We start from the raw sequence: 24,137 nt of genomic DNA on the forward strand, positions 1-24,137 counted from the left end.
AGCGCGGCGAACCTTGAGATAAAGTTCCACTCTCTTCACCCTCCGCCTCCGCGCAAAGGCGAAGGTCTAGCAGGAGTGGCCCCTTTTTAATCCGGTGCTACCGTCCGATGAATGGCCCCTTTTATTGCCGGTGTTCTCACGCGACCATGAATCGAGCACGGCGGCGTTGGGCGACAGGTCCAGCAGCTTGATGAAGCGGCCATGATCGCCGGTCAGGGCTATTTCCGGGCCGTCCGGCTCGGCCAGCGCGGGTGGGGCTTCGGATTCCAGCCGGTCCAGCTTGTGCGCAAACCGTGCGGCCTTGTCGCCCCAGCTCAGTTCATCCAGCCGCGCCAGCAGGGTCAGCAGCGGGCGGCGGAACACCATCGCGATGACCAGCGCCGCCAGCGGCCACGCCAGCGCGCCGATCAGGCTGACCGACCATGAGAGCCAGTCCTCAGCAGGGCCAATGGTCAGCGAAATCATGGGGCGAATCCGTTCCGTTCGAGTCCTTGCAGACTCTATCCGAAATGGAACAAATAGGGAACAATGCTTATCGGCAAACCGCCGCTATTCCTTGCGGGTCCAGATCCATGTGCCGGTAATGCCCATCACGGCGGCCGGGATCAGCACCCACGGCCAGCCTGCCGTCACCGCCGTCAAACCCACGCCAAATGCCATCGCCACCAGCGCGCCGACCTTTCCTTTGCGCGAAATGGCGCGGCGTTCACGCCATTCCCGCAAGGGCGGGCCATAGCGCGGGTGATCGAGCAGGCGCTGCTCCCACACCGGATTTGACCGGGCAAAGCAGAACGTGGCCAGCAGCAGGAACGGCACGGTGGGCAGCAGCGGCAGGAACACGCCCAGCGTGCCCAGCGCCACACTGATCAGGCCGCCAGCCAGATAGAGTTGGCGGCGCAAGTCCCCTGCCCGTCAGGCCGCAGCGGCAAGGCGCGCGGCATGTTCACGCACCAGCGCGATCATGTTGGGCACGCCCTGGGTGCGGTTCGAGGACAGCTGCTTCTTGAGATCGAACGGGCCGAGTGCCTCGGCAATGTCGGTCTGCGCCACTTCGGGCGCGGGCCGGTCCTGCACAGTGGACAGCACCAGCGCGACGATACCCTTGGTGATCGCGGCGTTGCTGTCGGCCAGAAAGTGCAAGCTGCCGTCATCGCCTTGCGTCGGGTAAACCCACACACTGGCCGAGCAGCCGCGCACCAGCGTGGCATCGGTTTTCAGCGCATCGGGCATGTCTTCCAACTCGCGCCCCAGCTCGATCAGCAGGCGATAGCGTTCATCGCCATCAAGGAATTCGTACTCTTCAAGAATATCATCGAGTTTGCGCATGATTCGCATCTAGCGGGAGGTTGGGGTGGCGTCCACCGCCCGGTGGTGCGATCAGCCCGAAAGGCCACCCGGACGCATCAGCGCGTACCAGATGACATAAAGCCACGACAAGACGCCATGCACCGTCGCCCAGATGATCGACTTGTGCAGGCTCCACGAAATGGTCACCGCAATGGCCGAGCCAAGGCCGATGCCCGCCTTTGCGGCGCCTTCGGTGTGGCGGCTCACAGGTCCACCCCGGCAGCGATAGCTTCCAGCTTGCGCAGGCGTTCGCGCATGTCGGCAAGGTCGATGAGGCTGGCGGCGTCGCCCGTATCATGGCGTTCGAGTTCGAGGCGCTTCAGGGCCAGCCACCCGTCCCAGCCGCGCAGGGCGGCAAGGGCTATCATGGCAAGGCCGGTGAGGCCGGAGAAGGCTAAGACAAAATCGGAAGTCATGTCGGCAACTCCCAGTGAGACAAGGCTTTTGCGGTTGGGCTTTACTTCTCGCGCAGCGATTCAATCTCGCGCGAGAGGCGGCGGGTTTCGCCTTCATCGGTGGCGATGCGTTCCAGCACTTCGAGCCGCTTGCGAAGATCGGACACTTCGCGTTCGAGGCTGGCGGTATAGGCGGCGTCGGCATCGGCGCGCTCATATCCACCACCGCCCCGATGTTTATCGCGGTTCATGCGGATATTGGCGAAAGCGATGATCGCAGCGATGGCGACCATAGCACTCCAGAAAGACATTGCGGCAGTTCCTCAATTCACCTTGGCATCGCGCAGGTTTTCGATGCGCAAGGCAAGATCGGCGTCATTTTCGGTGGCGATGCGTTCCAGAACGCGCACCCGCTGCTCCAGCCGCTCGGCTTGCGCGGCATATTGCGCGGCCTTTTCGGCGGTCTGCTTGGAAAGCAATTCCAACTCACGTTCCCGGAAGGCAAGGCGGCGCTTGTACATGTCGGACAGCACACCCATCACCACCGGCACGACCACCAGCATGAAGGCGAGGCCATAGATTACATCCTCGCTCATACTTCGCTCCTCTGGCCTTCGCGGCGCAGCGCTTCGATCTGGTTGGCCACGTCGAAGCCGCGGTCGGTAACGATGGCCTCAACATTGGCAAGCCGCTGATGCGTTGCCTCAAGCTGCTGGCGCAACTGGGTATTTTCCTCGCGCAGCGCGGCCATTGCCTTGTCGTCGGTGCGGGGTGTCTTGCCGCCCCACTCGTCTTCCAAAGCATAGCCGTGGCGGGCACGGATCCAGTTGTTGACGACCCAACCGATGGTCGAGATCGCGATGATGGCGAGGACGAAGTCCGGTCCGGCAAAGCTCATTGCGGCCTCCTGTCACCGTTCTCCAAACGAAGCGCCTCGATCTGCTGGGTCAGGCCAAAGCCGCTGTCCGTCACGATCCGCTCGACATTGGCGAGGCGGTCCTTGACCGAGCCGAGTTCGGCGCGAAGCTGGGCGTTTTCCTGGCTGAGCAGCTTGATCCGCTCAAGTTCCGCGCTGGTGGTCTTCGGATAGACCGCCTGCCCCCACGCCCCATCAAGTGGGTATCCGTGGCGGACGCGCAGCCAGGTGGTGAAGACCCATCCGGTGACGCCGGCGACTGTCACCGTGGCGATCAGTGGCGCGAGGTTGGTGATTTGTGCAAGGTTTTCAATGGCCATCACACCCTCCGGTCTTCAAGGCTCACGCTATCGCGGCGGAGTGCTTCGATCTGCGCGGCAGTGTCGAAACCCTTGTCGGTGACGATGCGCTCAAGGACGCGGACGCGCTCTTCAAGTTCGCGGGTGTGCTGGGCGTATTGGGCGGCCTTTTCGGCGCTCAGTTCGGCGGTGGCCTTGATCTGCATCTCGGCGATTTTCTGGCGGTGCTTGGTCCAGATCGCGACGATCGGAATGCACAGCGCGATAATCGGGATCAGCGGCCCTATAACTTCGGGTCCCATGATGTTCAGTCCCCCTCAGGACGGTTTAGGTGCGTCTAGGTGCAGTTAGGTGCTGTTCAGCGCAGCTTCTCGATTTCGGCCGAAAGGCGCGGGTTCGAGTTGACGTAGAAGCTTTCCACATCGGCCAGCCGGCGATCAATATCGCGGAAGCTGGCGCGCACTTCGCGGGCGGTGCGGGCGGGCGACTGGCGGACGCCCTGCCAAAACTTCTGCTCTTCACGGTCGCTGTAAAGGTAACCGGGCTTCTTGCCGGCAAGGAAGCCGAGCGCGAAGTAGAGGAAGAAGGGCCAGCCCATCGAGAAGGCGAGGATCAGGAAGCCGAGGCGGATCCACAGGGCATCGACGCCGGTATAGTCAGCAATCCCCGAACAGACGCCCATGAACTTGCCGTTGACCTTGTCGCGGTAAAAGCGGGTGCGTGGGCTGCTCACTTTACGGTCCTTCCCTGTTCGGCGAACATGCGGTCAAGTTCGGCCAGTTTCTGGTTGTCGATTTCGCGGTCGTGCATGATGCGCGCCGGTTTGAATTCGGGATTGTCGGCAGCGACCAGGCGCTCAACCGTGTCCATGCGATCATCGAGCCGCTTGGCGAGCTGGTAAAGCTCTTCGAGCAAGGCTTCGTCACCGCTGGTCAGGGTTGGCGCGGTCTTCCACTTCGTGATGTAGTGGAGGATCAGCCACGGCAGGCCGACGAACAGCATGCCGACGACGCCGATGGGAACGAGAACGTCTTCCATGACTTAGCCTTCCTTCCCAAGCTGGCGCTTCATCGCTTCGAGTTCCTCGTCGATCTTGTCCTGCCCGGCGAGCGCCGCGATCTCGTCAGCAAGGCCGGGCTTGGCGTTGCCATCGGCCAGGCTCAGCGCATCAGCGCGGCCTTCGGCGTAATCGACGCGGCGTTCGAGCTGGTCGAAGCGGGCCATCGCCTCGTCCACACGCTCGCTGGCGAGCAGGGTGCGCAGGCGGACGCGGTTTTCGGCGCTTTCGAGGCGGGCGGCGATGGCGGTCTGGCGGCTGCGGGCTTCGCGCAGGCGAGTCTGCAGCTTTTCGATGTCCTGTTCATAGGCGCGCATCGCATCGTCCAGCACGGTGATCTCGGTGCGGAGCTGGTCGCCCATGTCGGCGGCCTTCTTCTTTTCGACCAGAGCAGCGCGGGCCAGATCTTCGCGGTCCTTCGACAGCGCAAGCTGGGCCTTTTCCGACCAGTCGGCCTGAAGGCGTTCCAGCTTTGCAACGTGGCGGCCCATTTCCTTCTGATCGGCAATGGTGCGGGCGGCAGAAGCGCGGACTTCGACCAGCGTCTCTTCCATCTCCATGATGATCATGCGGATCATCTTGGACGGATCGTCCGCCTTTTCCAGCAAATCATTGAAATTGGCGGCAATGATGTCGCGAGTCCGCGAGAAGATGCCCATCAGGTTTACTCCGGTGTTGAAATTGGGACGGGAGGACGAGCCGTTGCTCTGGCCGAAGGCATCCTTGGCAGAGGCACGGAGGCGATCCAGTTCAGCATCAAGGCGGGTGGTGCGACCACCCTCCTTTCCTTGCGGACGGATCGGGGAAAGTTCATCGGTCATCATGCAAGCTCACCAGTGATCGCAGCTGTCGACGCGACGACAGTCGGCACCTGGCTGACCTGCTGGCTGAGAGCGAAGCAGCACAGCACCACCATCGCACCAATGCTGGCGAGGCTGGCGCGTCCGAGCTGGGTGGAGAAGAAGCGGGCGGTGTACATCTGAATGACCTTTCGGCGGTGGTGACCGGCTTGGTTCCGGGTTGTTAATGGTACAGCAAGGCGCGTGCCAAACTACAAAAGCTGCAGAAACTGGGCGCTTTCGCCGTGTCATCCGTCTTTAATGTTGGGAAATCTTGCGAAGCCTTGGGAAAATGCGCTAATCTTCAGGCATGGACCGGGAAACGCAATTCATGGGGCAATCGGGCGCGTTCCTTGACGCGGTCGAACGGGCCAGCCGAGCCGCGCCAATGCGCCGCCCGGTGTTGGTGATCGGCGAGCGCGGTACCGGCAAGGAACTGATCGCCGAACGCCTCCACCGCCTGTCATCGCGCTGGACAGAGCCGCTGGTGACGATGAACTGCGCGGCCCTGCCCGAAACGCTGATCGAGGCCGAACTTTTCGGGCATGAGGCAGGGGCGTTTACCGGGGCAACACGATCGCGCACTGGCCGTTTCGAGGAGGCCGACAAGGGCACGCTGTTCCTTGACGAACTGGGCACGCTATCGATGGGTGCGCAGGAACGGCTGCTGCGCGCGGTGGAATATGGCGAGGTGACGCGCATCGGATCGAGCAAGCCGGTGCGGGTGGATGTGCGCATTGTGGCGGCGACCAACGAGGATTTGCCCAGGATGGCCGAGCAGGGCCGGTTCCGGCCCGATCTGCTCGACCGGCTAAGCTTCGAGGTTATCACCCTGCCCCCGTTGCGCGTGCGTGAAGGCGACATTGAAGTGCTGGCCGATTATTTCGGGCGGCGCATGGCAGCGGAACTGCATTGGGATGCGTGGCCGGGCTTTGCGCCACCGGTGCAAAAGGCGATGGAGGACTACCTGTGGCCGGGCAACGTGCGCGAATTGCGCAACGTGGTGGAGCGCGCGGTCTATCGCTGGGACGACGGGACGCAACCTGTCGGCCATGTGCAGTTCGATCCGTTCGACAGCCCTTGGAAGCCGGTGGCAACGGTGCGGGCGGCAGATGGGCCGGAGAGCGAAGCGGCAGTGCCGATGCGGGCGGCGGCGGCGTCAGCGGACTTTGATGGGGTGAGCGATTTGCGTTCAGCAGTGGATGCCCACGAACGGGCGATCATCGAGCATCATCTGGGGCGCAACCGCTATAACCAGCGGCAGACCGCCAAGGCACTGGGGCTGACCTATGACCAGTTGCGGCATTGCATGAAGAAGCATGGGCTGGGGGAGCGGGCATAATTTTAGCGACGTCAGAATTCAGTGTTGAGTAAGAACGGCTGGCAAGGCACACCCTCTTCAAACATGAGGATTTGTCCCGATGAAGCGATTTCTTGCCTGCGTGCTTGTCATACTTCCGGTGGCACATGCTCAGGCAGCGAATGAGCAGCCGCCAAGCACCCAAATAGAGGCAGCGAAAGACGCCGAGGCACGAGGGGCTCTCATGCACTCGTATGATCAGGCCGCATGGCATGCGACTGACCGCATTCAGCAGGATTTGTCGCTTGCCAAGCTTCCGGCAGACTCGCCTGTGCTTCGCAGTCTCAGGGGATACATTGTCGAGCCAGGCGACGCAGGATCTCTATTTGTCACGTTTTACGGCCAGAGAAGCGACCAGTATTTTGCTTTTGCCAGATACGCCATGTCTGGCAGTGATGTGGTCAGCGGAGGAATTCTGGAGCCAGACGGCGAAACGACGCTTTCCACGCTCGCATTGCGGATGATAGCGGTCAGAGGCAAGGCGATTGATGCAATGCAAGGTCCTGACCAAGGACTATGCTCCCGGTCGATGCCAAACACTTTGATACTCCCACCTGACGCTATTCACCCGATGTCGGTCTACATTCTCTCGTCAACGACGCAGAATGGCCATTTCCCTGCTGGGGGGCACTATCGGTTCGATTTCGATGGTGATGACAAGCTGGTTTCGCAACGCAGCTTCGCCAAATCATGCATAGACATCAATACCGAAGCGAAAAACGGTGAGAAGCCGATGACGTTCGGCATTACCCATTTCCTTGACGAGAACCCGACCGAAATCCACGCTTTCATCAGCTATCATGTGCCCGTTCCGCTTATGGTCATGACCGTTCGCAACAGATGGCTTTGGTCTGTGGAAAAGGGCAAAATCGTGCCGTTAGAACACATGCAAAAGCCGTAAATTGACTACCAAACAAGGCAACCGGCACTTGCCAGCATTGCGCGACAAGTCCAACGCCGCCACACGATGTCCCTCACCCGCCTGACCCTGCGCGATTTTCGCAATCATGCTGCTACGCGGCTTGAAGATATGCAGGCGTTCAACGTGCTTGTGGGCGAGAACGGCGCGGGGAAGACCAATGTGCTGGAGGCGATCAGTCTGCTGGCTCCCGGGCGCGGACTTCGGCGTGCGCAGCCTGCGGAAATGGCGGGGCGTGCCAAAGATACTGGAATTTGCACTGGCGGCTTTGCCGTGGTGGCCGATATGGAAGACGGGGCGGTGCAGATCGGCACGTCTACCGATGCGCAGGCTCCCAATCGGCGGGCGGTGCGGATCAACGGTGCCGATGGCCCGGCTGCGCGGCTGGGCGAGTGGCTTTCGATAACATGGCTGACGCCTGCGATGGACCGGATCTTTGCCGAGAGCGCAGGATCGCGGCGACGGTTTCTGGATCGGCTGGTGCTGGCGCGGGAGCCTATCCATGCGCGCAATGCCACGCGGTATGAAACCGCGCTGCGCGAGCGCAACCGGTTACTGGGCGAACCTGCCGAGCCTGATGCGCTGTGGCTGGACGGGATCGAGGCGCAGATGGCCGAAACCGGGGCCGCGATGGCGGCGGCACGGGCGGCACTGGTGGCCGACCTTGGGCGGGTATTGGAAACGGTGCCGAAGCAGCCTTTTGCGCGCCCCGCCCTTGCCTATGCCAGCGAAGTGCCGCTGGAGGCAGACGCCTTGCGCGCCATGCTGCGTGAGGGGCGGCGGCGGGACCGGGCGGCGGGACGTTCACTTATCGGGCCGCACCGGGATGATCTGTCCGTGACGCTCGCGGCCAAGAATGCCCCTGCGGCGGATTGTTCGACCGGTGAGCAGAAGGCTATGCTGATCGCCATTGTGCTCGCCCATGCGGGGCTGACGGCGGGGGAGCGCCCTCGGCTTTTGCTGCTGGATGAAATCGCTGCGCATCTTGATCCGGTGCGGCGCGGGGCGCTGTTCGAGCGGCTGGCGCTGAGCGGGGCGCAAGTGTGGATGACGGGGACAGAGATGGCTCCGTTCGCCGACATTGCCAATGAGAGTGCCGTGTGGAGCGTGCGCGAAGGGGCGGCGACGCGGGTTTAGACTCCCACCATCCGTTCGTGTCGAGCGAAGTCGAGACACTGCGCACCGTGTCTCGAATTCGCTCGACACGAACGGGATATTTTGAGGTCAGGCCGCTTCTGCTGCAACCTCGCGCATTTGCTGGCGCAGCCATGACAGGCCTGCGTCATCGGCGCGTGATTGGTGGAACTGCATCATCTCGTTCATCTTGGGGAAGGCGAACGGCATCGGTGACCAAGCAAGGTTGAAGCGGCGGGCGATCTGGCGGACGAGGCGTTCGTGCAGGACGGCAAGGCGCGATGTGCCTTCGATGAACCACGGGGCAGAGGCGAAGCTGGAGACGGTAACTTCGACCATGCGTTCACGCCCCATGCGCGACAGAGTGGAATCGGCAAAGGCGGGCGTGCGATTGGCACCGAAGGCGATAGTCACGTGCCCGGCGGCGTAGAAATCCTCTTCGGTGATGCCGCGCGCGAAGATGGGGTTTTCGGCCCAGCCCACCACGACCTGCTCTTCTTCGAACAGGACTTCGTGCGGGTGCCACGTGGCAAGGAAAGGTTCGGGCGTGACCAGCAGATCGGCCTTGCCTGCCTCAAGCTCTCCGGCGCTGCTTTCGTTGGGCTGGACGATTTCCACCCGCACACCCGGTGCCGTGCGGCCAAAACGTTCAATCAGCGGCACCAGCACGGCGACCATGATGTAGTCCGAGCCGATGATGCGAAAGCACCGGTTGGAGGTGGCCGGATCGAACGCAGTGGGCGCAGTGATCGCGCGTTCCACCCCACGCAAGGCTTGCTGGATTTGCGGGTACAGGCCTTCGGCAAAGGGCGTGGGGTGCATGCGCTTGCCTACGGCGACCACGATCTCGTCCCCGAAGTAATCGCGCAGGCGGCGCAGTGCGGCGCTGGTGGCGGGCTGGGTGAGACCGATCCGTTCTGCCGAGCGCGTAACGCTGCGCGTTTCCATGAGCGCATTGAAGACCACGAGCAGGTTGAGATCGAGGCCTTTGAAACGCATGGGGCTATGCTCCGATCAATCAGGGGATGATTGATTGGGGCGCATAAGCAGAATTCGGGTGAATTGTGAAGGGTGGGTGCGCGGACGCCTGATTTGAGCGTCACCCTACAAGAACCCGTCATCCTGAACTTGTTTCAGGATCCATCTCTCCGCGCTGCGTTGCCGGATGGACCCTGAAACAAGTTCAGGGTGACGAAGCTAAGAGAGGCAAACAGCCTCAAGGCCCCTCTTTCCATTTGCCCTGCTCCTGCCGCCAATAACGCCGCTCCACACCCTCGCGCGTGCCGAGCATGCGCCAGCAGCCGCGTGCGTCGTCGATCCGGGCGGGCGGGAAGAGCAGGAAGACCCGCTCGAAGCTGCCATCGCGCCACACGCCATCGGCCAGCGCGAGGTATTTTGCGCCGTTCGCAGGGTCTGGTTCGGGGGAGAGCAAGACCGGCTGGCGTTCAGCATGGGGGTCGCTGGCGTGGCCATTGGCGAGGAACGTTTCGGGCAGGCGTGTCCACAGCGCATCGCTCACGCGCTTGAGCTGGGCGGCGTCTTCCGAGACGACGAGCAGGCGTTCCCCCGCAGCCAGCGTATTGCGCGCGATCAGGGGGAGAACCTGTTCGGCGGGATCGTTGGTCAATTGGTAGAAATCGACGCGCATCAGCCCGCTTTCCCCTTCCCGCTGCGGCAGCGGTCGGAACAGAACTTCACGTTGTCCCAATCCCGCTCCCACTTCTTGCGCCATGTGAACGGGAGGCCACAGGCGGCGCAAGTCTTGCTGGGCAAATCAGACTTGCGCCGCATCTTGGGCATGGGGCTTTTTACGCCTCAAGCACGGTGCGGACGTACTGGTCGAGCAAACGCACGCCGTAGCCGGTTGCGCCCTTGTCCCACGTCTGGCCGGGCTTGTCGGCCCAGACCATGCCAGCAATGTCGAGGTGCGCCCAGGCCACACCCTTGTCGATATAGCGCTGCAGGAACTGTGCGGCGGTGATCGAACCGCCATAGCGGGGGCCGACGTTCTTCATGTCGGCGATGGGGCTGTCGATCAGCTTGTCGTAAGCGGCGCCGAGCGGGAAGCGCCACAGCTTGTCACCACAGGTCTTGCCCGCCGCATCCAGCTTGGCGGCCAGCGCATCGTCATTGGTGAACATGCCGCCATATTCATTGCCGAGCGACACGATGATCGCGCCGGTCAGCGTGGCAAGGTCGATCACGGTGGCGGGCGCATATTCCTTTTGCACCCATGTCAGCGCGTCACACAGCACAAGGCGGCCTTCGGCGTCGGTGTTGATGACTTCGACCGTCTGACCCGACATCGAGGTGACGACGTCTCCGGGGCGCTGGGCGTTGCCATCGGGCATGTTTTCAACCAGGCCGCAGACGCCGATAATGTCGGCCTTGGCCTTGCGCTTGGCCAGCGCCAGCATGGTGCCGGCAACCGCGCCTGCGCCGCCCATGTCCCACTTCATGTCTTCCATGCCAGCGGCTGGCTTGATCGAGATGCCGCCAGTGTCGAACGTCACGCCCTTGCCGACGAAGGCGGTGGGCTTGGCAACATCAGCGCCCTTCCAGCGCATGGCAAGCAGCTTGGGTTCGCGCACCGAACCTTGCGCAACGCCGAGGAGCGCGCCCATGCCAAGCTCGGTCATTTCCTTGAGGCCGAGGACGAGGATTTCTACGCCGGTGCCTTCGAGGCGGGCCTTGCAGCGTTCGACGAAGCTTTCGGGGTAGATCACGTTGGCCGGTTCGGCGACGAGTTCGCGGGTGAATTCGATGCCTTCGGCCAGCGCCGATTCGATTTCCCATGCAGCGGCGGTGCCTTCGGGCGCGGCGACGGCCACGATTTCGGCCAACGAAGGCTTCTGCTCATCGGTGAGCTTGGTGCGGTATACATCGTGCCGCCAGCCGCGCAGGCGCGCGCCGAACAGGACCGAGGCAGCTTGTGCGCCAGTCAGCCCCGAACCGGTGAAATCGATGGCGAGCGCGGATTCGCCCGAGGTCAGGTACTTGGCGGTGAGCGCTGCGCCTGCCTTTTCGAGGTTTGCGGCGCGGTCTTCGGAATCAGCCTTGCCGATTCCCGCCAAGGCAAGGCGCTTTACGCCACCCTCACCCGCCACAAACGCTTCGAAGGTCTGCCCCGCCTTGCCCGAGAAGCGCGCTGCGGCCGCGCCTTCCCGCACCACCGCATCCAGATCGGCCGGAAGCGCGTCCTGCGCAACAAGGCGGGCAACAAGCCGGGGAAGCGGGGCATCGGCGGTGCGGAAGACGACCTTCATTGGGGACTCCTGTGGGAAATGACGCAACGCTTTGGCGCAAGGTGGCGCGAAGCGGAAAATGTGGAATTGCAGTTAGGGTGCACTGGTGCGATAGGCAACCCATGCAACCCGCCCGGCGGCCGCAGCCGCAAGCCCTTGATCGACGCTTGCGCCTTGCGCACATGTTCGCCACTTCCCTTTTAGCGCTGGCCGCTTGTCCTGCCTTTGCGCAGGAAGCGCCGATGGCCTCACCTCCCGGGGATGAAGCTTCGGTGGACGACAAGGTGCGGTTCGAGGCGGACAAGGTCCAGTATGACGGCAATGCCGAAAAGGTGCGGGCCGAAGGCAACGTGGTGTTGCGCCACGATACGCAGACGGTGCGCGCCGACAATGTGACGTGGGACCGCGACACCGGGCAGATCCTTGCCACCGGCAACATCCGCATGGTCGATGATGATGGCAACATCGTCTACACCGACAGTGTCGAGCTGACGGACGAGTTCAAGGCGGGCGCGATCGAAGATCTGCTGGTGGTGCTGCGCACCGGCGGGCGCATGGCCGCAGAACGCGGCACGCGTGACGAATTCGGCAACATGACGCTGGACTATGTGGCCTATTCAGGCTGCGCGGTGGAAGACGAGAACGGCTGCCCCAGAAAGCCAAGCTGGGAAGTGACGGCAGCACGAGTCTATTTCGATGCCAAGGAAAAGCGCGTCAAATACAAGGGCGCAACGCTGCGCATGTTCGGCATTCCGGTGCTGCCGCTGCCGGGGCTTGGCCACACGTCAGACTTCCGCGCCGAAACCGGCCTGCTGATTCCCGATTTCCGGCTGGGCGCGGCCAACGGCGCGGAAATCAGCGAGACGTGGTACTGGCGCATTGCCGACAACCGCGATCTGGCGCTGACCGGCACGTTCTATACCGGATCGCTGCCGATGCTGACCGGCAAATACCGGCATCTGACCAACCTTGGTGCGTTCCAGATCACCGGCTATGCCACGCGATCAGGCCGCATCCCGCTGGGCACATCGTTGACCGAAACGACCGTGGGCGAGCAGCGCTGGCGCGGTTACATCGAGGCCAACGGCAAGCTGCAGTTCTCACCGCACTGGAGCATCACCGGCCACGGACGGCTGGCCTCTGACCGCACGTTCCTGCGCCGTTATGACATCAGCCGCGATGACCGGTTGCGCTCATCGCTGAACCTCGAACGGATCGACGATGACAGCTACCTGAGCGTGGCCGGGTGGGTCACGCAGACCGTGCGCGTCAACGACCCGCAAGGCATGGTCCCGCTGGCGCTGCCGGTGATCGACTACCGCCGCCGCCTGAGCTTTGACGGCGTGCCCGGACGGTTCGAGCTTCAGGCCAACAGCCTTGCCATCGTGCGCACCGCCGGACAGGACAGCCAGCGCGCCTTTGCCAAGGCGCAATGGGATCTGCGCACGATCACCGGGATGGGTCAGGAAGTGACACTGACCGGTCTTGCCCGCGCCGACGCCTATCACAGTGCCGAGAACGAACTGACCACGACCGCCACCTATCGCGGGCTGCCGGGCTGGCAGACGCGCGGTATTGCGACTGCCGCGATTGACGTGAAATGGCCGTTCGTGGGCGAATTCTTCGGCGGCACCCAAGTGCTCACCCCGCGCGTGCAAGTGGTGGCAACGCCGGGCGTGCGCAATTTCGAGATACCGAACGAGGATTCGCGCTCGGTCGATCTGGAAGACACCAACCTGTTCTCGCTCAACCGTTTTCCGGGATATGATCGGATCGAGGATGGGGTGCGCGTGGCCTATGGCTTTGACTGGACGTTCCAGCGGCCGGGGCTGAAGGTGATGACGACAATCGGACAGAGCTACCGCCTGTCCAACCAGAACACGCTCTTGCCCGATGGCACGGGCCTGTCCAACAAGGCGTCAGACTATGTCGGGCGCACCGTTGTGCGGTTTGACGACATCGTGAAGTTCACGCACCGTTTCCGGCTCGACAAGGACAGCCTTGGCCTGCGCCGCCACGAATTTGACGCGACGCTGGGCAACCACCGCCGCTACATCGAGGCGGGCTACCTCAAGCTCAACCGCGACATCGTCAGCACGTTCGAGGATTTGCAGGACCGCGAGGAACTGCGCTTTGCCGCGCGCACGCCGATCACGCGCAACTTCTCGGTGTTCGGATCGACCATCGTCAACCTGACCAACCGCGACGAAGACCCCACGCAAAGCTCGGACGGCTATCAGATGCTGCGCCACCGGTTGGGCGTGGCCTGGACTGACGATTGCCTCGACCTGTCGTTCACCTGGCGGCGCGATTATGTGAACATCGGCGATGCCGTGCGCGGCAACTCGTTCCAGATCTCGCTCTCGCTGAAGAACCTTGGCGTGAAATAAAGGGTGAACTATTGCCCTTTTGCGTCTGATGCGCCACTCAGCCTGCGTTAAGCCGCGCAAGGCCAGAAGGCCGCAAATGCCAAAAGGCTGCCTCAGACGCGCCCGTTCGACAGGACCGATATTCAAGCATGATGTCCAAGCTGACCCTTACCCGCAAGGCGCTGATGCGCGCAGCAGGTGCTTCGTCGATGACTCTGGCCGCGCTGGCCCTCACGGCATCGCCGGTGCTGGCGCAAGGTGCGAATGCCCCGCTGAACATTCCGGCAAACCCGACAATGTTCGGCACCAACGATCCCAACGTGCGCCGCGCCACCGCCATCATCAACGGCGAGATCGTGACCGGCACCGATGTGGAGCAGCGGTTGGCGCTGATCGTTTCGGCCAACGGCGGCAAGATCGAAGCCGAAGAAAAAGAGCGCCTGCGCATGCAGGTGCTGCGCAACCTGATCGACGAAACTCTGCAGATTCAGGAAGCCAAGGCGGCTGACGTTCCGGCAGATGACGCGCAAGTCGAAGCGACGTTCGAACGCGTGGCCACCCAGAATTTCGGCCAGACAGCCGATGCGATGGACAAGTACCTTGCCCGCATCGGATCGTCCGCAGCCTCGCTCAAGCGCCAGATCCGGGGCGAACTGGCATGGCAGAACCTGCTGCGCCGCAATGTGCAGCCCTTCGTCAACGTGTCTGAAGGCGAAGTGCAGGAATCGCTTGAACGTCTGCAGGCCTCGAAGGGCACCGATGAATACCGTATCGGCGAGATCTTCCTTGCGGCGACCGACGTGAACAAGCCGCAAGTCTTTGCAAATGCGGAAAAGATTGTCGAACAGCTCAAGCAGGGCGGCAGCTTTGTGGCCTATGCCCGCCAGTATTCGGCAGCCTCGACCGCAGCGGTCGGTGGCGATCTGGGCTGGATCAGGCTGGCGCAGCTGCCGTCTGAACTGGGCGCAGCGGCAAGCACGATGGCTCCGGGACAGTTGGCAGGGCCGGTGGAAATTCCCGGCGGCTTTTCAATCCTGTACCTGATTGACAAACGACAGGTGCTGACCGCCGATCCGCGCGATGCGCTGCTCAGCCTCAAGCAAATCTCGATCGATTTCCCCAAAGGCATGACCAACGATACGGCCAGCAAGCGCGCTGCCGAGTTCGCGGCCACGGTGAAGGCGATCAAGGGCTGCGGCGATGCCGAAACGCAAGCCAGCAAGATCGGCGCAACCGTTGTTGCCAATGACCAGATCAAGGCGCGCGATCTGCCGGGCGCGTTGCAGGAAACCTTGCTCAACCTGCCTGTCGGCCAGACCACGCCTCCCTTCGGATCAATCGAAGAAGGCGTGCGCGTGCTGATGCTGTGCGGGCGTGATGATCCCAAGGTTGCCAGCGGCCCCAGCTTTGACGAGATGATGGCCCAGATCGAGGATGACCGCGTCAACAAGCGCGCGCAAACCTATCTGCGCGACCTTCGCCGCGATGCAGTGATCGAATATAACTGACGCTCTATCCGGCGGCGAGCAGTTCTGCCGCCGCCGGGCCTTGCTCCAGCAACGCAATCAGCGCGCGTTCGTGCCGAGATAGCCAGCGTGTGGCGCGGGGAAGGTTCAGGCCATCGCGCCATTCCGCCTGCCCATCGACCAGCGCCAGCACGGCGGGGTGAACATAGCTTTTGCGGGCGATGGCGGGCGTGTTGCCCAGTTCGGCAGAAACGTGGGCTAGCAGGTCTTTCAACGGTACACGGCCCTGCCCCTCGGCCAGTATTTCAAGCGCCAACACACTGGCCCGCCATGTGCGGAAATGCTTGGCGGTGAAGTCTTCGCCCGTAACGTCGCGCAGCCAATCGTTGACCTCTGCCGAGCCGACGGGCACCGCGCAGCCGTCGTCGCCGAGATACTGAAACAGGTTCTGCCCCGGCAGATCCTGCATCTTGCGCACGAAGCGGACGAGGCCGCGATCCGTGACATGCATTTCCCGCTCCTTGCCCGATTTTGCGCGGAAACGCAGGCGCAGCACCTGCCCTTTGACCTCTGCATGGCGCATGCGCAGCGTGGTCGCGCCAAAGCTGCTGTTGCTGCGGGCGTAGGCCTCGTTGCCAATGCGGATGCCGCCTGTATCGAGCAGGCGAACGACGCTGGCGATGCAGCGATCCCGCGAAAGTGTGCGGCGCGCCAGTTCATCCTCCACCCGCGCGCGCACCAGCGGCAACAGGCGACCGAAGGCAGCGCAAAGATCAAACTTCTCCCCCTCACGCGCGGTGCGGAAATCGGGGTGATAGCGATACTGCTTGCGCCCCTTCGCATCGACGCCGGTGGCAAGGATATGGCCATTGGGTGCGGGGCAGAACCATGCATCGACATAGGCAGGTGGCAGCGCAACCGCATTCAACCGGTCGATCTCCGCCCGGTCCGTAACCCTTTGGCCGCGCGCGTCGAAATAGGACCACCCCTTCCCGCTTCGCCGCCGTGTGACTCCCGGCAAACTGTCATCGACATGCACGAGTTTTGCGGCTTTGCTGTTCATGCAGTGGCGAACGAGCCGAGGGGCCTTGCGGTTCCGTCCGCCCCGTCGCAATATAGTATGCAACACTAACAATTGTTCGAAGGAGCCAAGCGATGTCGGAAGAATACGTCCCCCCCAAGGTCTGGACCTGGGACAAGGCCAACGGCGGCGCCTTTGCCAGCGTGAATCGCCCTATCGCAGGCCCTACCAGCGAGCGCGAGCTGCCCGTAGGCAAGCACCCCTTCCAGATCTATTCGCTGGGCACGCCCAATGGCCAGAAGGCCACGATCATGCTGGAAGAACTGCTGCAGCTTGGCATTGCCGAGGCAGAATACGATGCGTGGCTGATCAAGATTTTCGAAGGTGACCAGTTCACCAGCGGCTTTGTGGACATCAACCCCAATTCAAAGATCCCGGCGATGGTCGACCGTTCCGGGCCGGAACCGTTCCGCGTGTTCGAATCGGGCGCGATCCTGATGCATCTGGCTGAAAAGTTCGGCGTGTTTTTGCCATCGTCTGGTGCGGCGCGCGCCGAATGCCTGTCATGGCTGTTCTGGCAGGTCGGCAGCGCGCCGTTCGTCGGCGGCGGCTTCGGCCACTTCTACAACTACGCGCCGTTCAAGATCGAATACGCGATTGATCGTTATGCGATGGAAACCAAGCGCCTGTTCGACGTGGCCAACCGCCGCCTTGCCGAAAGCCGGTTCCTGGCGGGCGATGATTACTCCATCGCCGATATCGCCACCTACACGTGGTTCGGCAATATCTATCGCGGCGAAGCCTATGGCGATGCGGCCACGTTCCTGTCGATGCACGAATACGAACACGTAGGCCGCTGGGTGGGCGAGATCGACGCGCGCCCCGGCGTGCTGCGCGGCCGGCTCGTGAATTCGCAAAAGGGCATTGCCGAACGCCACGACGCCAGCGATTTCGACGTTCTGCCGCCCGAGACGCTGCAGGGCATCGTCAAGGGATTCTGACCTGAACCAAAGGGGTGGCAGGAGTTTCTCGCCACCCCATTCAACCCCCTTGGCAACGGCGCTCGCCACGTTATAAGCGCGCCCTCTGCTGGGGCGTCGCCAAGTGGTAAGGCAGCGGCTTTTGATGCCGCCATTCGCAGGTTCGAATCCTGCCGCCCCAGCCAAGCAGTGAAAAACCCCAGCCAAGGGGTGGAAACCCCAGGTTTTCCGTCTCCTGTGCTCTAATAGGCCGTTCGTTGATGCATCGACTGTAGCCAGTCGATGGGACCAGCAACCGATGCCAGCAATCTCAAATGTCACCCGACGCAGAGCGACCTATTGGTGGCGACGCAGAATCACCTTTGGGCGGCCGCTCCCTCATCCTAGAACAGTAACAGTCACGGTCAGCCTTGAAACCAAGAAGCAAGCATCAGCCCGACAGCGAGGTGCTGCCATGCCCCAGAGAAGAGAGGTGGCCTGGTTGATCTGCACAGGGATCCGCAACGGATAAGTGGATGGTCTGCCGGTTGCTGTCTTGAATTGCCGATATGGGCAGGTTGTCAAAATATGCCTGGTCCGGGGCCTTGCCGCGAAGGCTCGAATGCGGCCGCCTCCCGTTGTCGAAGGCCAGATAACGACCGATCGAGCCCCGTGCCTCGCTGACCCCGCCGTAGGCGCGCAGGTAAACCTCCTCGTATTTGACGGAACGCCACAGCCGCTCGACCACGACATTGTCGCGCCATCCACCCCGTCCACATGCTGATGGCAACTTCCTCGCGCTGCAGCACGCTGGTGAAGGCCTGTGACATGAACTGGCTGCCCTGATCGGTGTTGAAGATCTCCGGTTTGCCGTAGCGCGCGAGCGCTTCCTCCAGCGCCTCGACGCAAAAGTCAGCATCCATCGTGATCGACACCCGATGGCTGAGTGTGCTGGATCTGATATTTCAGTCAGAGGAACACACCCTTCAGGTCGATGGCGATGACCTAGTCGAATTCCTCGACGGACATGTCCGCCAGATCTTTGGTGGGCGGCAGCATACCGGCATTGTTGAAGACGCAGGCCGGGCGACCAAAATGATCGACGGCGGTCTCGACAAGCGCCTGCACCGATGCCGGGTCGCTGACGTCAGTGTGCACGAACAAGGCTTCACCGCCGAGTTGGTGCAATTGGGCAACGGTTTCGGCGGCACCCTCGCTGGACGTCGCCGATGACGACGTGTGCGCCCTGTTCGGCAAAGGCCATCGCGGTCGCCCGGCCGATACCCGATGCCGCGCCTGTGATGAGGACCACATGACTGGATTAATCCAGAAGATTTTCTGTATGGCTTTGTTCCTAATCCTTCAAAACGTGGCGGCGCTGCGGTGATAGTGCCGACGCCGGGCAGGAATACATCATTCCCCCGTCATCACGGTGGGCACCACCGACATGCCAACCCGCAGGGCAGCGGCGTCGCGCTGGCCCGGATCGATCACGATGCGCGTGGACAGGCGCTGGACTATCTTGGTGAAGTTGCCGGTGGCGTTTTCCGGCGCGATGGCCGCGAAGGTCACGCCGCTGGCCGGGGCGATGCTTTCGACATGGCCCTTCAATTCGATGTCCGGCAGAGTATCGATACGGATGGTGGCACGCTGGCCTGGCCGGATGCGACGCATCTGGGTTTCGCGGAAATTGGCCTCGACATAGGCTTCGCGCAGCGGCACGACCGCCAGCAGGGGCGTGCCGACCTGGACATAATTGCCGACCCGCACCGACCGACGCCCGACCATGCCGTCCACGGGCGCGACGATCCGCGTATAGGATAGCGCGAGGCGGGCGGCATCGAGGGCCGCGCGTGCCTGTTCCACAGCCGCGTCGGCTTCTGCAACATCGGCCGCCAGCATCGGACGCTGCTGTTGGGTGGCGGCATGGGCTGCACTGTCGCGGCGATGGGCGGCTTCGTCCGATTGCAGGCGGGACAGGCTTTCCTGCCGCTCCTGCACGCTGGCGGACCCGTCGCTGGCCAGATCCTGATAGCGGCGGGCGTTCGCGCGCGACAGGGCGATGGCGGCACTGTCTGCGTCCACCGCGGCCTTGGCCTGCGCGACCACGCTCGCTTGCCGCGCAAGCGCTGCGCGCAGGCCGGCGGCACGGGCCTGCGCGCTTTTCAGTTCGGCCTCGGCCGCGGTCACCGCCACGCGAAAATCGCGGTCGTCGATGACGGCCAGCAACTGGCCGCGACGAACCTGCTCATTATCTTCCACCATGACCTGCGCGACCAGCCCCGCCACTTTGGGCGCCACGGTGCTGTAGTCGGCCTGAACATGGGCATCGTCCGTCGTCTGGCTCTTGCCTGCGCCTTCGTCATGGGCCCAGGCCCAGGCGCCGCCAAGGGCAACCAGCGCGATCAGTCCGCCAGCGCCAAGGCGAGCCAGCTTTGGCATTGTCATAGTCATGCTCCTTTGGAACCGGGCGGTGTGACGACCGGCGGTGGTGTGTAGATGAGGAAGAAGGTCAGCGGGATCAGCAGGAGCGCCAGTACGCCCAGGATGCGATAGCTGTCGGCGATCGACAGGGTGAAGGCCTGATGCCCGATCCGTGCCGCCAGATCGCCCGCACCCGTGCCGGGATCAAACCCGATACGGCCCAATCGGTCGACCAGGCCGCGTTCGTGCGCGGCGGTGCGATGGATGAGGAACGATCCGATGCCGATACTGCCCAGGAAGGTGCCGATCACCCGCAGGGCGTTGACGATGCCCGATACGAACGGTCCCTCCATCGGAACGATCGCGCTGGTGGCGATGAAGAGGAGTGAAATCACGGCCAGCGGCTGTCCAACCGCCTGCAACGCTTGCATCGTCCAGAATTGCGCAACCATCCATTCGCTCGTCACCGACGCGCCCATGAAGCAGGATATGGCGAGAAGCAGCAGGCCCAGCGCCATCAGGCGCCTGGCGTCCACCCATTTCTGATACAGAAGAAAGGCGGTGAACGGCCCGAGGATGAACTGCGGCAACGCGATCGCCAGCCCGATCGGGGCGAGTTGCAAGGGGCGGAAGCCCTGGACATGCGCCAGTTGATCGGCCGGCAGAAGCGAGCCGGACAGCAGGACGACCAGCATACCTACGAAAATGACGAAGGCCAGCCAGAGGTTGCGCCGCTCCAGCAACTGGAGCTTCACGAACGGCAGATGATGATACCATTCGCTCACCAGGAAGACGACAAACAGCGCCAGGCCACCGAACAACAGCCAGACGACCAGTGGCGAATGGAACCAGTCCAGCCGCTCGCCCTGTTCCAATGCGATTACCAGCATCGTCAGCGATGCGATGCCTGTCACAAAGCCAAGGGAATCGAACAGGCGGAACCGTTCCATGCGGATGGGATCCTGGGGTATGCCCCACCACACTGCCCACATCGAGAAACCGGCGAGCGGCAATATCTGCCAATAGACCAGCCGCCAGTCGAACAGTTGATCGGTCCAGACCGCGGCCAGCCAGATCGCGACATTGGGCGCGAAGGTGGCGGTGAGCGCATAGAGCGACAGCCCGTAGAGCCGGACCGGTGTGGGAAAAAAGCGCAAGGCTGCGCCCATCAGCAACGGGATCAGGGCACCACCCAGCAAACCTTGCACCGCGCGCAGCGCCAGCATCCAGGCAAAATTGGGCGCGAAGGGCAGCAGCATCCCGACCAGAAGAAAGGCCGCGACGACTGCGATATGATAGCGGCGGAGCGAGAAGGTGCCCGCAAACCAGAAGGTGATCGGCATCGCGACCAGTTCCCCGGCGGTATAGACGATGCTGAGCCAATGGCCGTCATCCACGCCATAGCCGTGGACGCCGCGGATATCGACCAGCGCCAGCGCGCCGACCCGGTTGTTCAGGCCCGCCATGATCGCGGCGACCAGCACCCCCATGACGCCTGTAAAAAGGCGCGGTCCGAACGGTGCCTGCGGTACGCCGGGCGGTGGTCCCTTGGTTGCGTGCGGCGCATGAGCGATGTCGGTCAAAGCGGACGCTCGGATTGCGCGGGCGATGCCGGGGGCGCCCAACCGCCGCCGACCGATTTGTACAGGGCGATGACCGCCACCGCACTGTCGGTTCTGGCAGATGTCTGTTCGGCTTCGCTGGCCAGTTGCGCCCGCTCCGCGATCAACACGTCGATATAGCCGGTGGCGCCCGCGCCATAGCGGCGATGGGCGACCTGCACCGCGATGCGGCTCTGCGCGACCGCTTGCTCGGCTGCCGCTGCGCGCGCCTGCTCGGTCCGCACGAGCGACAGCGCGTCATCCACTTCGTGCCAGGCGCGCAGGACGGTCGCGCGATACTGGATCGCGGCGGCCTGCTCGTCCGCCTCGGTCAACTGGAGCTGCCCCTTCAGCCGGCCGCCCTGAAAGATCGGCAGGTTGAGGACGGGGCCAAAGACGAACTGGCGCGAGGCCCATTGCGGTACGTTGGAAATATCCAGCGCCTGCGTCCCCAAGCTGCCCGTCAGGCTGAGGCTGGGGTAGAAATCGGCCTTGGCGACGCCGATGCGGGCCGTGGCGGCATGCAGGTCGGCCTCTGCGGCGGCGATGTCGGGCCGGTTGCGCACGAGTTGTGCGGCCATGCCGATGGCGATCGGCCCTGCGACCTGCGGGATAGTGGCCGCAGCATCGTTCAATATGTCGTCGAGCGCGTGCGGCTCCGCGCCCGTCAACAGGGAGAGCGCGTTGCGGCTTGCATCGACCTGCCGCTCAATCGCGGGAATGGTGGCATCGATCGTGGCGAGCTGCGTACCGGCCGTTGCCGCGTCATAGCGCGAGGCCGCGCCATGTTCTTCGCGACTTAGGGCGATGTCATGGCCGCGCGCGACGGTTTCGCGATTGCTGCGCACCACCGCCAGCCGTGCCTGCGCGCCGCGCAGCATCAGATAGGTGCGCGCGACTTCGGCCGTCAGCGAGATGCGGGCCGCGTCGCGTTCATAGACCGCCGCCTGCGCGCTGGCGCGGGCCGCTTCGCGAGTGCGGCGCGCCTTGCCCCACAGGTCCAGTTCCCAGGATGCGTCGAAGCCCACCTGGAACAGGTCATAATCCGACGAGCCGGACGTCACGCCGAGCGTGCTGGTGCCGAACGGATCGCTGCCGCCGGCCGCATCGGCGGTCGGGGCAGAGGCACCGGTCAGGGCCAATATGCCGTTGGGGCTTGCTCGTTCGCGCAAATAGGAGGTCGCCGCGCCAGCGGTCGGCAGGCCCGCCGCTCCGGCAATCCGCAGGGCGGCGCGGCCGCGTGCGACGCGCGCTCCAGCCACCTGCAAATCCAGATTGCCGGCGACGGCCAATATTTCGATGCGATCGAGAACCGGATCGCCAAAGGCTTTCCACCAATCCGCCGATACCGGATTGGCCGCCAAACCGGCATCGGCGAACGCCTTGTCCGTCGCGACCGGGACCGCCATCGCCGCGGGGCGATGGAAATCCGGGCCGACCGTGCACGCCGACACCATCAGAATGGGAAGCAGCCGGGATAGCGACGCGGCGACGCGCGAAGGCTTGGAGAGGTTTAAGTGCATGAAATACTCGGGTTGGGAAGGCGTGAAGCACTGCCAGAAAAGCGGGGCTGAACGGAGATTTCAGTCGGCTATGGCTGGTGGCGAGATCGCTTTGAGCCGCTTCATGAAGTCGGCCATGTGCGGCCAGAGATCCTGAAACAGGGCATCCTTGCGATGGCGGATCATGACTTCCAGCAGCAGTTTCAGGCCGATGATGAATTCTGCCGATTCGGAGCGTGGTACCGCTTCACTGGCCTGCACCTTGCGCAAGACCGCGAAGAGATCGTCATGGTTCGAGACATTGAATTCCAGTGGCGCTGTCATATCCGGAACACCGGATGCGTCGGTAGGCTGAACCGTGATCGCATAATGAGAGGGCATGACTTGCTCCGATCGCGCCAATGAGTTGACGATATCAACTGATATTGCGTATTCAATTGATTATGTCAACTGATCGGGTTAGAGTTTCGTTATGACCGATGCACTGATCGACCTTTTAAGCGACGTGTCCCACCGTTTTCAGCAGCGCCTTCGGGACGAAGTGCAGGCTGCCGACATCGACCTGACGCCGTTCGAGGCGAAGGCGCTGGTAACTATCGCCCGCCTGCCGGGATCGACCCAGCAGGCGATCGCGGGGCGCATGGGATGCGACAAGGCGCAACTTGCGCGGGCGGTCAAAGTGCTCGAGGCGCGGTCTTTGGTGACGCGCAACGCCAGCGCCGAGGACTGGCGGGCCTGGGATATGGTGCTGACCCCATCTGGCGAGACGATCTTCGCCGATCTTCAGGCAGGCCGCGCCAATATCTCGCGGGTGTGCCTTGCCAATGTCAGCTTTGATGAGCGCGAAATGCTTTCTGACATTTTGATTAAAATGCTCGACGGCTTGGAGAGTGGCCAGAATCGTTAACGATTACCGAACTGCGTGGCCCGGCTCCTGGGCACGACCAGATGACAGCTGCAGCCGATAGCGGTCTGATACCAGCCATGCTTTAAATGGCCGCTTTGTCCCAAGCCAAGTCTCTCCGCCCCTCTCAAAAGCGTGATGAACCAAAGGCGGGAATCGATAACGGCAAACTTATGCTCGAATGTCCGGGTATGAGGCGGTTACGGTCGATATTCGGAAAGGGCAGAACCGGCAGCAGCCGACCGATAGTGTTGAAAAACCCGCCACTGAGATCGAGGCAGGTACCAACTTGGGCACGGTCTGGAAGGCCTGCCTCGGTTATGCGAGCGCCGGTGCGGCGGGCATCGGGATCAGCTTTGCCAGTTTGCGAAGGTTTTGGG

The 24,137-nt window shown here is 62.8% G+C and carries 31 protein-coding genes, 1 tRNA gene and 2 pseudogenes; 9 read left to right on the forward strand and 25 right to left on the reverse strand.

Features of this window, described 5'->3' with window-relative positions; genetic code table 11:
- Nucleotides 1-66: 66 nt before the first annotated feature.
- The 14 genes from Q8R81_RS02325 to Q8R81_RS02390 all read right to left on the reverse strand — a co-directional run bounded on the left by Q8R81_RS02325 (nucleotide 67) and on the right by Q8R81_RS02390 (nucleotide 4,993).
- Nucleotides 67-465, reverse strand: a complete 399-nt coding sequence (locus Q8R81_RS02325; RefSeq protein WP_305615789.1) for a hypothetical protein — start codon at nucleotides 463-465, stop codon at nucleotides 67-69.
- Between the two features lie 84 nt (nucleotides 466-549).
- Nucleotides 550-900, reverse strand: a complete 351-nt coding sequence (locus Q8R81_RS02330) for a YbaN family protein (RefSeq protein ID WP_305615791.1) — start codon at nucleotides 898-900, stop codon at nucleotides 550-552.
- A gap of 12 nt (nucleotides 901-912) precedes the next feature.
- Nucleotides 913-1,326 carry a SufE family protein gene (locus Q8R81_RS02335; RefSeq protein WP_305615793.1) on the reverse strand — a complete coding sequence of 138 codons (414 nt, stop codon included), beginning with the start codon at nucleotides 1,324-1,326 and terminating at the stop codon, nucleotides 913-915.
- Nucleotides 1,327-1,377: 51 nt separating this feature from the next.
- The gene (locus tag Q8R81_RS02340; protein ID WP_305615795.1) at nucleotides 1,378-1,554 is read right to left on the reverse strand and encodes a hypothetical protein; all 177 of its coding nucleotides are present in this window, start codon (nucleotides 1,552-1,554) and stop codon (nucleotides 1,378-1,380) included.
- Entirely contained in the window at nucleotides 1,551-1,763 is a 213-nt protein-coding gene (locus tag Q8R81_RS02345; protein ID WP_292624464.1) for a hypothetical protein, read from the reverse strand. Before Q8R81_RS02345 ends, Q8R81_RS02340 begins: the two co-directional genes overlap by 4 nt.
- 41 nt (nucleotides 1,764-1,804) lie before the next feature.
- The gene (locus Q8R81_RS02350; RefSeq protein ID WP_305615797.1) at nucleotides 1,805-2,053 is read right to left on the reverse strand and encodes a hypothetical protein; all 249 of its coding nucleotides are present in this window, start codon (nucleotides 2,051-2,053) and stop codon (nucleotides 1,805-1,807) included.
- A gap of 12 nt (nucleotides 2,054-2,065) precedes the next feature.
- Nucleotides 2,066-2,338: a hypothetical protein gene (locus tag Q8R81_RS02355; RefSeq protein WP_305615798.1), complete on the reverse strand. Its 273-nt coding sequence runs from the start codon at nucleotides 2,336-2,338 to the stop codon at nucleotides 2,066-2,068.
- Nucleotides 2,335-2,640, reverse strand: a complete 306-nt coding sequence (locus Q8R81_RS02360) for a hypothetical protein (protein WP_305615799.1) — start codon at nucleotides 2,638-2,640, stop codon at nucleotides 2,335-2,337. The genes Q8R81_RS02355 and Q8R81_RS02360 overlap by 4 nt, the downstream gene beginning before the upstream one ends.
- Nucleotides 2,637-2,978, reverse strand: a complete 342-nt coding sequence (locus Q8R81_RS02365; RefSeq protein ID WP_305615800.1) for a hypothetical protein — start codon at nucleotides 2,976-2,978, stop codon at nucleotides 2,637-2,639. Before Q8R81_RS02365 ends, Q8R81_RS02360 begins: the two co-directional genes overlap by 4 nt.
- Complete coding sequence (locus Q8R81_RS02370; protein WP_305615802.1) at nucleotides 2,978-3,259, reverse strand: hypothetical protein; 282 nt, start codon at nucleotides 3,257-3,259, stop codon at nucleotides 2,978-2,980. The genes Q8R81_RS02365 and Q8R81_RS02370 overlap by 1 nt, the downstream gene beginning before the upstream one ends.
- A 56-nt stretch (nucleotides 3,260-3,315) precedes the next feature.
- Complete coding sequence (gene pspC, locus Q8R81_RS02375) at nucleotides 3,316-3,690, reverse strand: envelope stress response membrane protein PspC (protein ID WP_305615804.1); 375 nt, start codon at nucleotides 3,688-3,690, stop codon at nucleotides 3,316-3,318.
- Nucleotides 3,687-3,995: an envelope stress response membrane protein PspB gene (pspB, locus tag Q8R81_RS02380; protein WP_305615806.1), complete on the reverse strand. Its 309-nt coding sequence runs from the start codon at nucleotides 3,993-3,995 to the stop codon at nucleotides 3,687-3,689. Before pspB ends, pspC begins: the two co-directional genes overlap by 4 nt.
- Before the next feature lie 3 nt (nucleotides 3,996-3,998).
- Complete coding sequence (gene pspA, locus Q8R81_RS02385; protein WP_305615808.1) at nucleotides 3,999-4,835, reverse strand: phage shock protein PspA; 837 nt, start codon at nucleotides 4,833-4,835, stop codon at nucleotides 3,999-4,001.
- The gene (locus tag Q8R81_RS02390) at nucleotides 4,835-4,993 is read right to left on the reverse strand and encodes a hypothetical protein (protein WP_305615810.1); all 159 of its coding nucleotides are present in this window, start codon (nucleotides 4,991-4,993) and stop codon (nucleotides 4,835-4,837) included. Before Q8R81_RS02390 ends, pspA begins: the two co-directional genes overlap by 1 nt.
- A 170-nt stretch (nucleotides 4,994-5,163) precedes the next feature.
- Here Q8R81_RS02390 and pspF point away from each other — a divergent pair, with 170 nt between their 5' ends.
- The 3 genes from pspF to recF all read left to right on the forward strand — a co-directional run bounded on the left by pspF (nucleotide 5,164) and on the right by recF (nucleotide 8,269).
- Nucleotides 5,164-6,195, forward strand: a complete 1,032-nt coding sequence (gene pspF / locus Q8R81_RS02395) for a phage shock protein operon transcriptional activator (protein ID WP_305615812.1) — start codon at nucleotides 5,164-5,166, stop codon at nucleotides 6,193-6,195.
- 79 nt (nucleotides 6,196-6,274) lie between these two features.
- Nucleotides 6,275-7,114 (forward strand): hypothetical protein, encoded by an 840-nt coding sequence (locus tag Q8R81_RS02400; RefSeq protein ID WP_305615814.1) that lies wholly within the window; start codon nucleotides 6,275-6,277, stop codon nucleotides 7,112-7,114.
- A gap of 66 nt (nucleotides 7,115-7,180) precedes the next feature.
- Complete coding sequence (recF, locus tag Q8R81_RS02405) at nucleotides 7,181-8,269, forward strand: DNA replication/repair protein RecF (protein ID WP_305615816.1); 1,089 nt, start codon at nucleotides 7,181-7,183, stop codon at nucleotides 8,267-8,269.
- Nucleotides 8,270-8,356: 87 nt separating this feature from the next.
- On the opposite strand, the gene Q8R81_RS02410 is transcribed toward recF, so the two are convergent.
- The 4 genes from Q8R81_RS02410 to Q8R81_RS02425 form a co-directional block, all read right to left on the reverse strand.
- A complete protein-coding gene (locus tag Q8R81_RS02410; RefSeq protein WP_305615818.1) occupies nucleotides 8,357-9,265 on the reverse strand; it encodes a LysR family transcriptional regulator in 909 nt (302 codons plus the stop codon).
- A 217-nt stretch (nucleotides 9,266-9,482) separates the two neighbouring features.
- On the reverse strand, nucleotides 9,483-9,914 hold the full coding sequence (locus Q8R81_RS02415) for a DNA polymerase III subunit chi (RefSeq protein ID WP_371135291.1): 432 nt from the start codon (nucleotides 9,912-9,914) through the stop codon (nucleotides 9,483-9,485).
- Entirely contained in the window at nucleotides 9,914-10,066 is a 153-nt protein-coding gene (locus Q8R81_RS02420; protein WP_371135292.1) for a DUF2256 domain-containing protein, read from the reverse strand. The genes Q8R81_RS02415 and Q8R81_RS02420 overlap by 1 nt, the downstream gene beginning before the upstream one ends.
- A gap of 8 nt (nucleotides 10,067-10,074) precedes the next feature.
- Complete coding sequence (locus Q8R81_RS02425; protein ID WP_305615822.1) at nucleotides 10,075-11,532, reverse strand: leucyl aminopeptidase; 1,458 nt, start codon at nucleotides 11,530-11,532, stop codon at nucleotides 10,075-10,077.
- A 101-nt stretch (nucleotides 11,533-11,633) separates the two neighbouring features.
- Between Q8R81_RS02425 and Q8R81_RS02430 the strand changes: the two genes are divergently transcribed.
- Complete coding sequence (locus Q8R81_RS02430) at nucleotides 11,634-13,901, forward strand: LPS-assembly protein LptD (protein ID WP_305615824.1); 2,268 nt, start codon at nucleotides 11,634-11,636, stop codon at nucleotides 13,899-13,901.
- A 131-nt stretch (nucleotides 13,902-14,032) separates the two neighbouring features.
- Nucleotides 14,033-15,388 carry a peptidylprolyl isomerase gene (locus Q8R81_RS02435; protein WP_371135293.1) on the forward strand — a complete coding sequence of 452 codons (1,356 nt, stop codon included), beginning with the start codon at nucleotides 14,033-14,035 and terminating at the stop codon, nucleotides 15,386-15,388.
- A 4-nt stretch (nucleotides 15,389-15,392) separates the two neighbouring features.
- Here Q8R81_RS02435 and Q8R81_RS02440 read toward each other — a convergent pair whose 3' ends face one another.
- Nucleotides 15,393-16,409: a DNA topoisomerase IB gene (locus Q8R81_RS02440; RefSeq protein ID WP_305615827.1), complete on the reverse strand. Its 1,017-nt coding sequence runs from the start codon at nucleotides 16,407-16,409 to the stop codon at nucleotides 15,393-15,395.
- Between the two features lie 92 nt (nucleotides 16,410-16,501).
- Between Q8R81_RS02440 and yghU the strand changes: the two genes are divergently transcribed.
- A complete protein-coding gene (gene yghU / locus Q8R81_RS02445) occupies nucleotides 16,502-17,368 on the forward strand; it encodes a glutathione-dependent disulfide-bond oxidoreductase (protein WP_305615829.1) in 867 nt (288 codons plus the stop codon).
- Between the two features lie 89 nt (nucleotides 17,369-17,457).
- Nucleotides 17,458-17,532: transfer RNA gene (locus Q8R81_RS02450), tRNA-Gln, on the forward strand.
- A gap of 368 nt (nucleotides 17,533-17,900) precedes the next feature.
- Here the strand turns inward: Q8R81_RS02450 and Q8R81_RS02455 are convergent.
- From Q8R81_RS02455 to Q8R81_RS02485, 6 genes and pseudogenes are all read right to left on the reverse strand, one after another.
- Nucleotides 17,901-18,273 (reverse strand): annotated as a pseudogene (locus tag Q8R81_RS02455) (transposase); the annotation flags it as partial.
- A gap of 58 nt (nucleotides 18,274-18,331) precedes the next feature.
- Nucleotides 18,332-18,640 (reverse strand): annotated as a pseudogene (locus tag Q8R81_RS18345) (SDR family NAD(P)-dependent oxidoreductase); the annotation flags it as partial.
- Between the two features lie 99 nt (nucleotides 18,641-18,739).
- The gene (locus tag Q8R81_RS02470) at nucleotides 18,740-19,774 is read right to left on the reverse strand and encodes an HlyD family secretion protein (protein WP_305615833.1); all 1,035 of its coding nucleotides are present in this window, start codon (nucleotides 19,772-19,774) and stop codon (nucleotides 18,740-18,742) included.
- 2 nt (nucleotides 19,775-19,776) lie between these two features.
- A complete protein-coding gene (locus tag Q8R81_RS02475) occupies nucleotides 19,777-21,333 on the reverse strand; it encodes an MFS transporter (protein WP_305615835.1) in 1,557 nt (518 codons plus the stop codon).
- Entirely contained in the window at nucleotides 21,330-22,874 is a 1,545-nt protein-coding gene (locus Q8R81_RS02480) for an efflux transporter outer membrane subunit (RefSeq protein WP_305615837.1), read from the reverse strand. The genes Q8R81_RS02475 and Q8R81_RS02480 overlap by 4 nt, the downstream gene beginning before the upstream one ends.
- Nucleotides 22,875-22,934: 60 nt before the next feature.
- On the reverse strand, nucleotides 22,935-23,255 hold the full coding sequence (locus Q8R81_RS02485) for a DUF3861 domain-containing protein (protein ID WP_305615839.1): 321 nt from the start codon (nucleotides 23,253-23,255) through the stop codon (nucleotides 22,935-22,937).
- A 70-nt stretch (nucleotides 23,256-23,325) separates the two neighbouring features.
- Between Q8R81_RS02485 and Q8R81_RS02490 the strand changes: the two genes are divergently transcribed.
- A complete protein-coding gene (locus Q8R81_RS02490; protein WP_305615841.1) occupies nucleotides 23,326-23,760 on the forward strand; it encodes a MarR family winged helix-turn-helix transcriptional regulator in 435 nt (144 codons plus the stop codon).
- A 178-nt stretch (nucleotides 23,761-23,938) separates the two neighbouring features.
- Nucleotides 23,939-24,137 (forward strand): hypothetical protein (locus tag Q8R81_RS02495; protein ID WP_305615843.1); only part of this gene is annotated, 199 nt, incomplete at its 3' end.

This window comes from Novosphingobium sp., from assembly GCF_030696665.1.
Taxonomy (GTDB): Bacteria; Pseudomonadota; Alphaproteobacteria; order Sphingomonadales; family Sphingomonadaceae; genus Novosphingobium.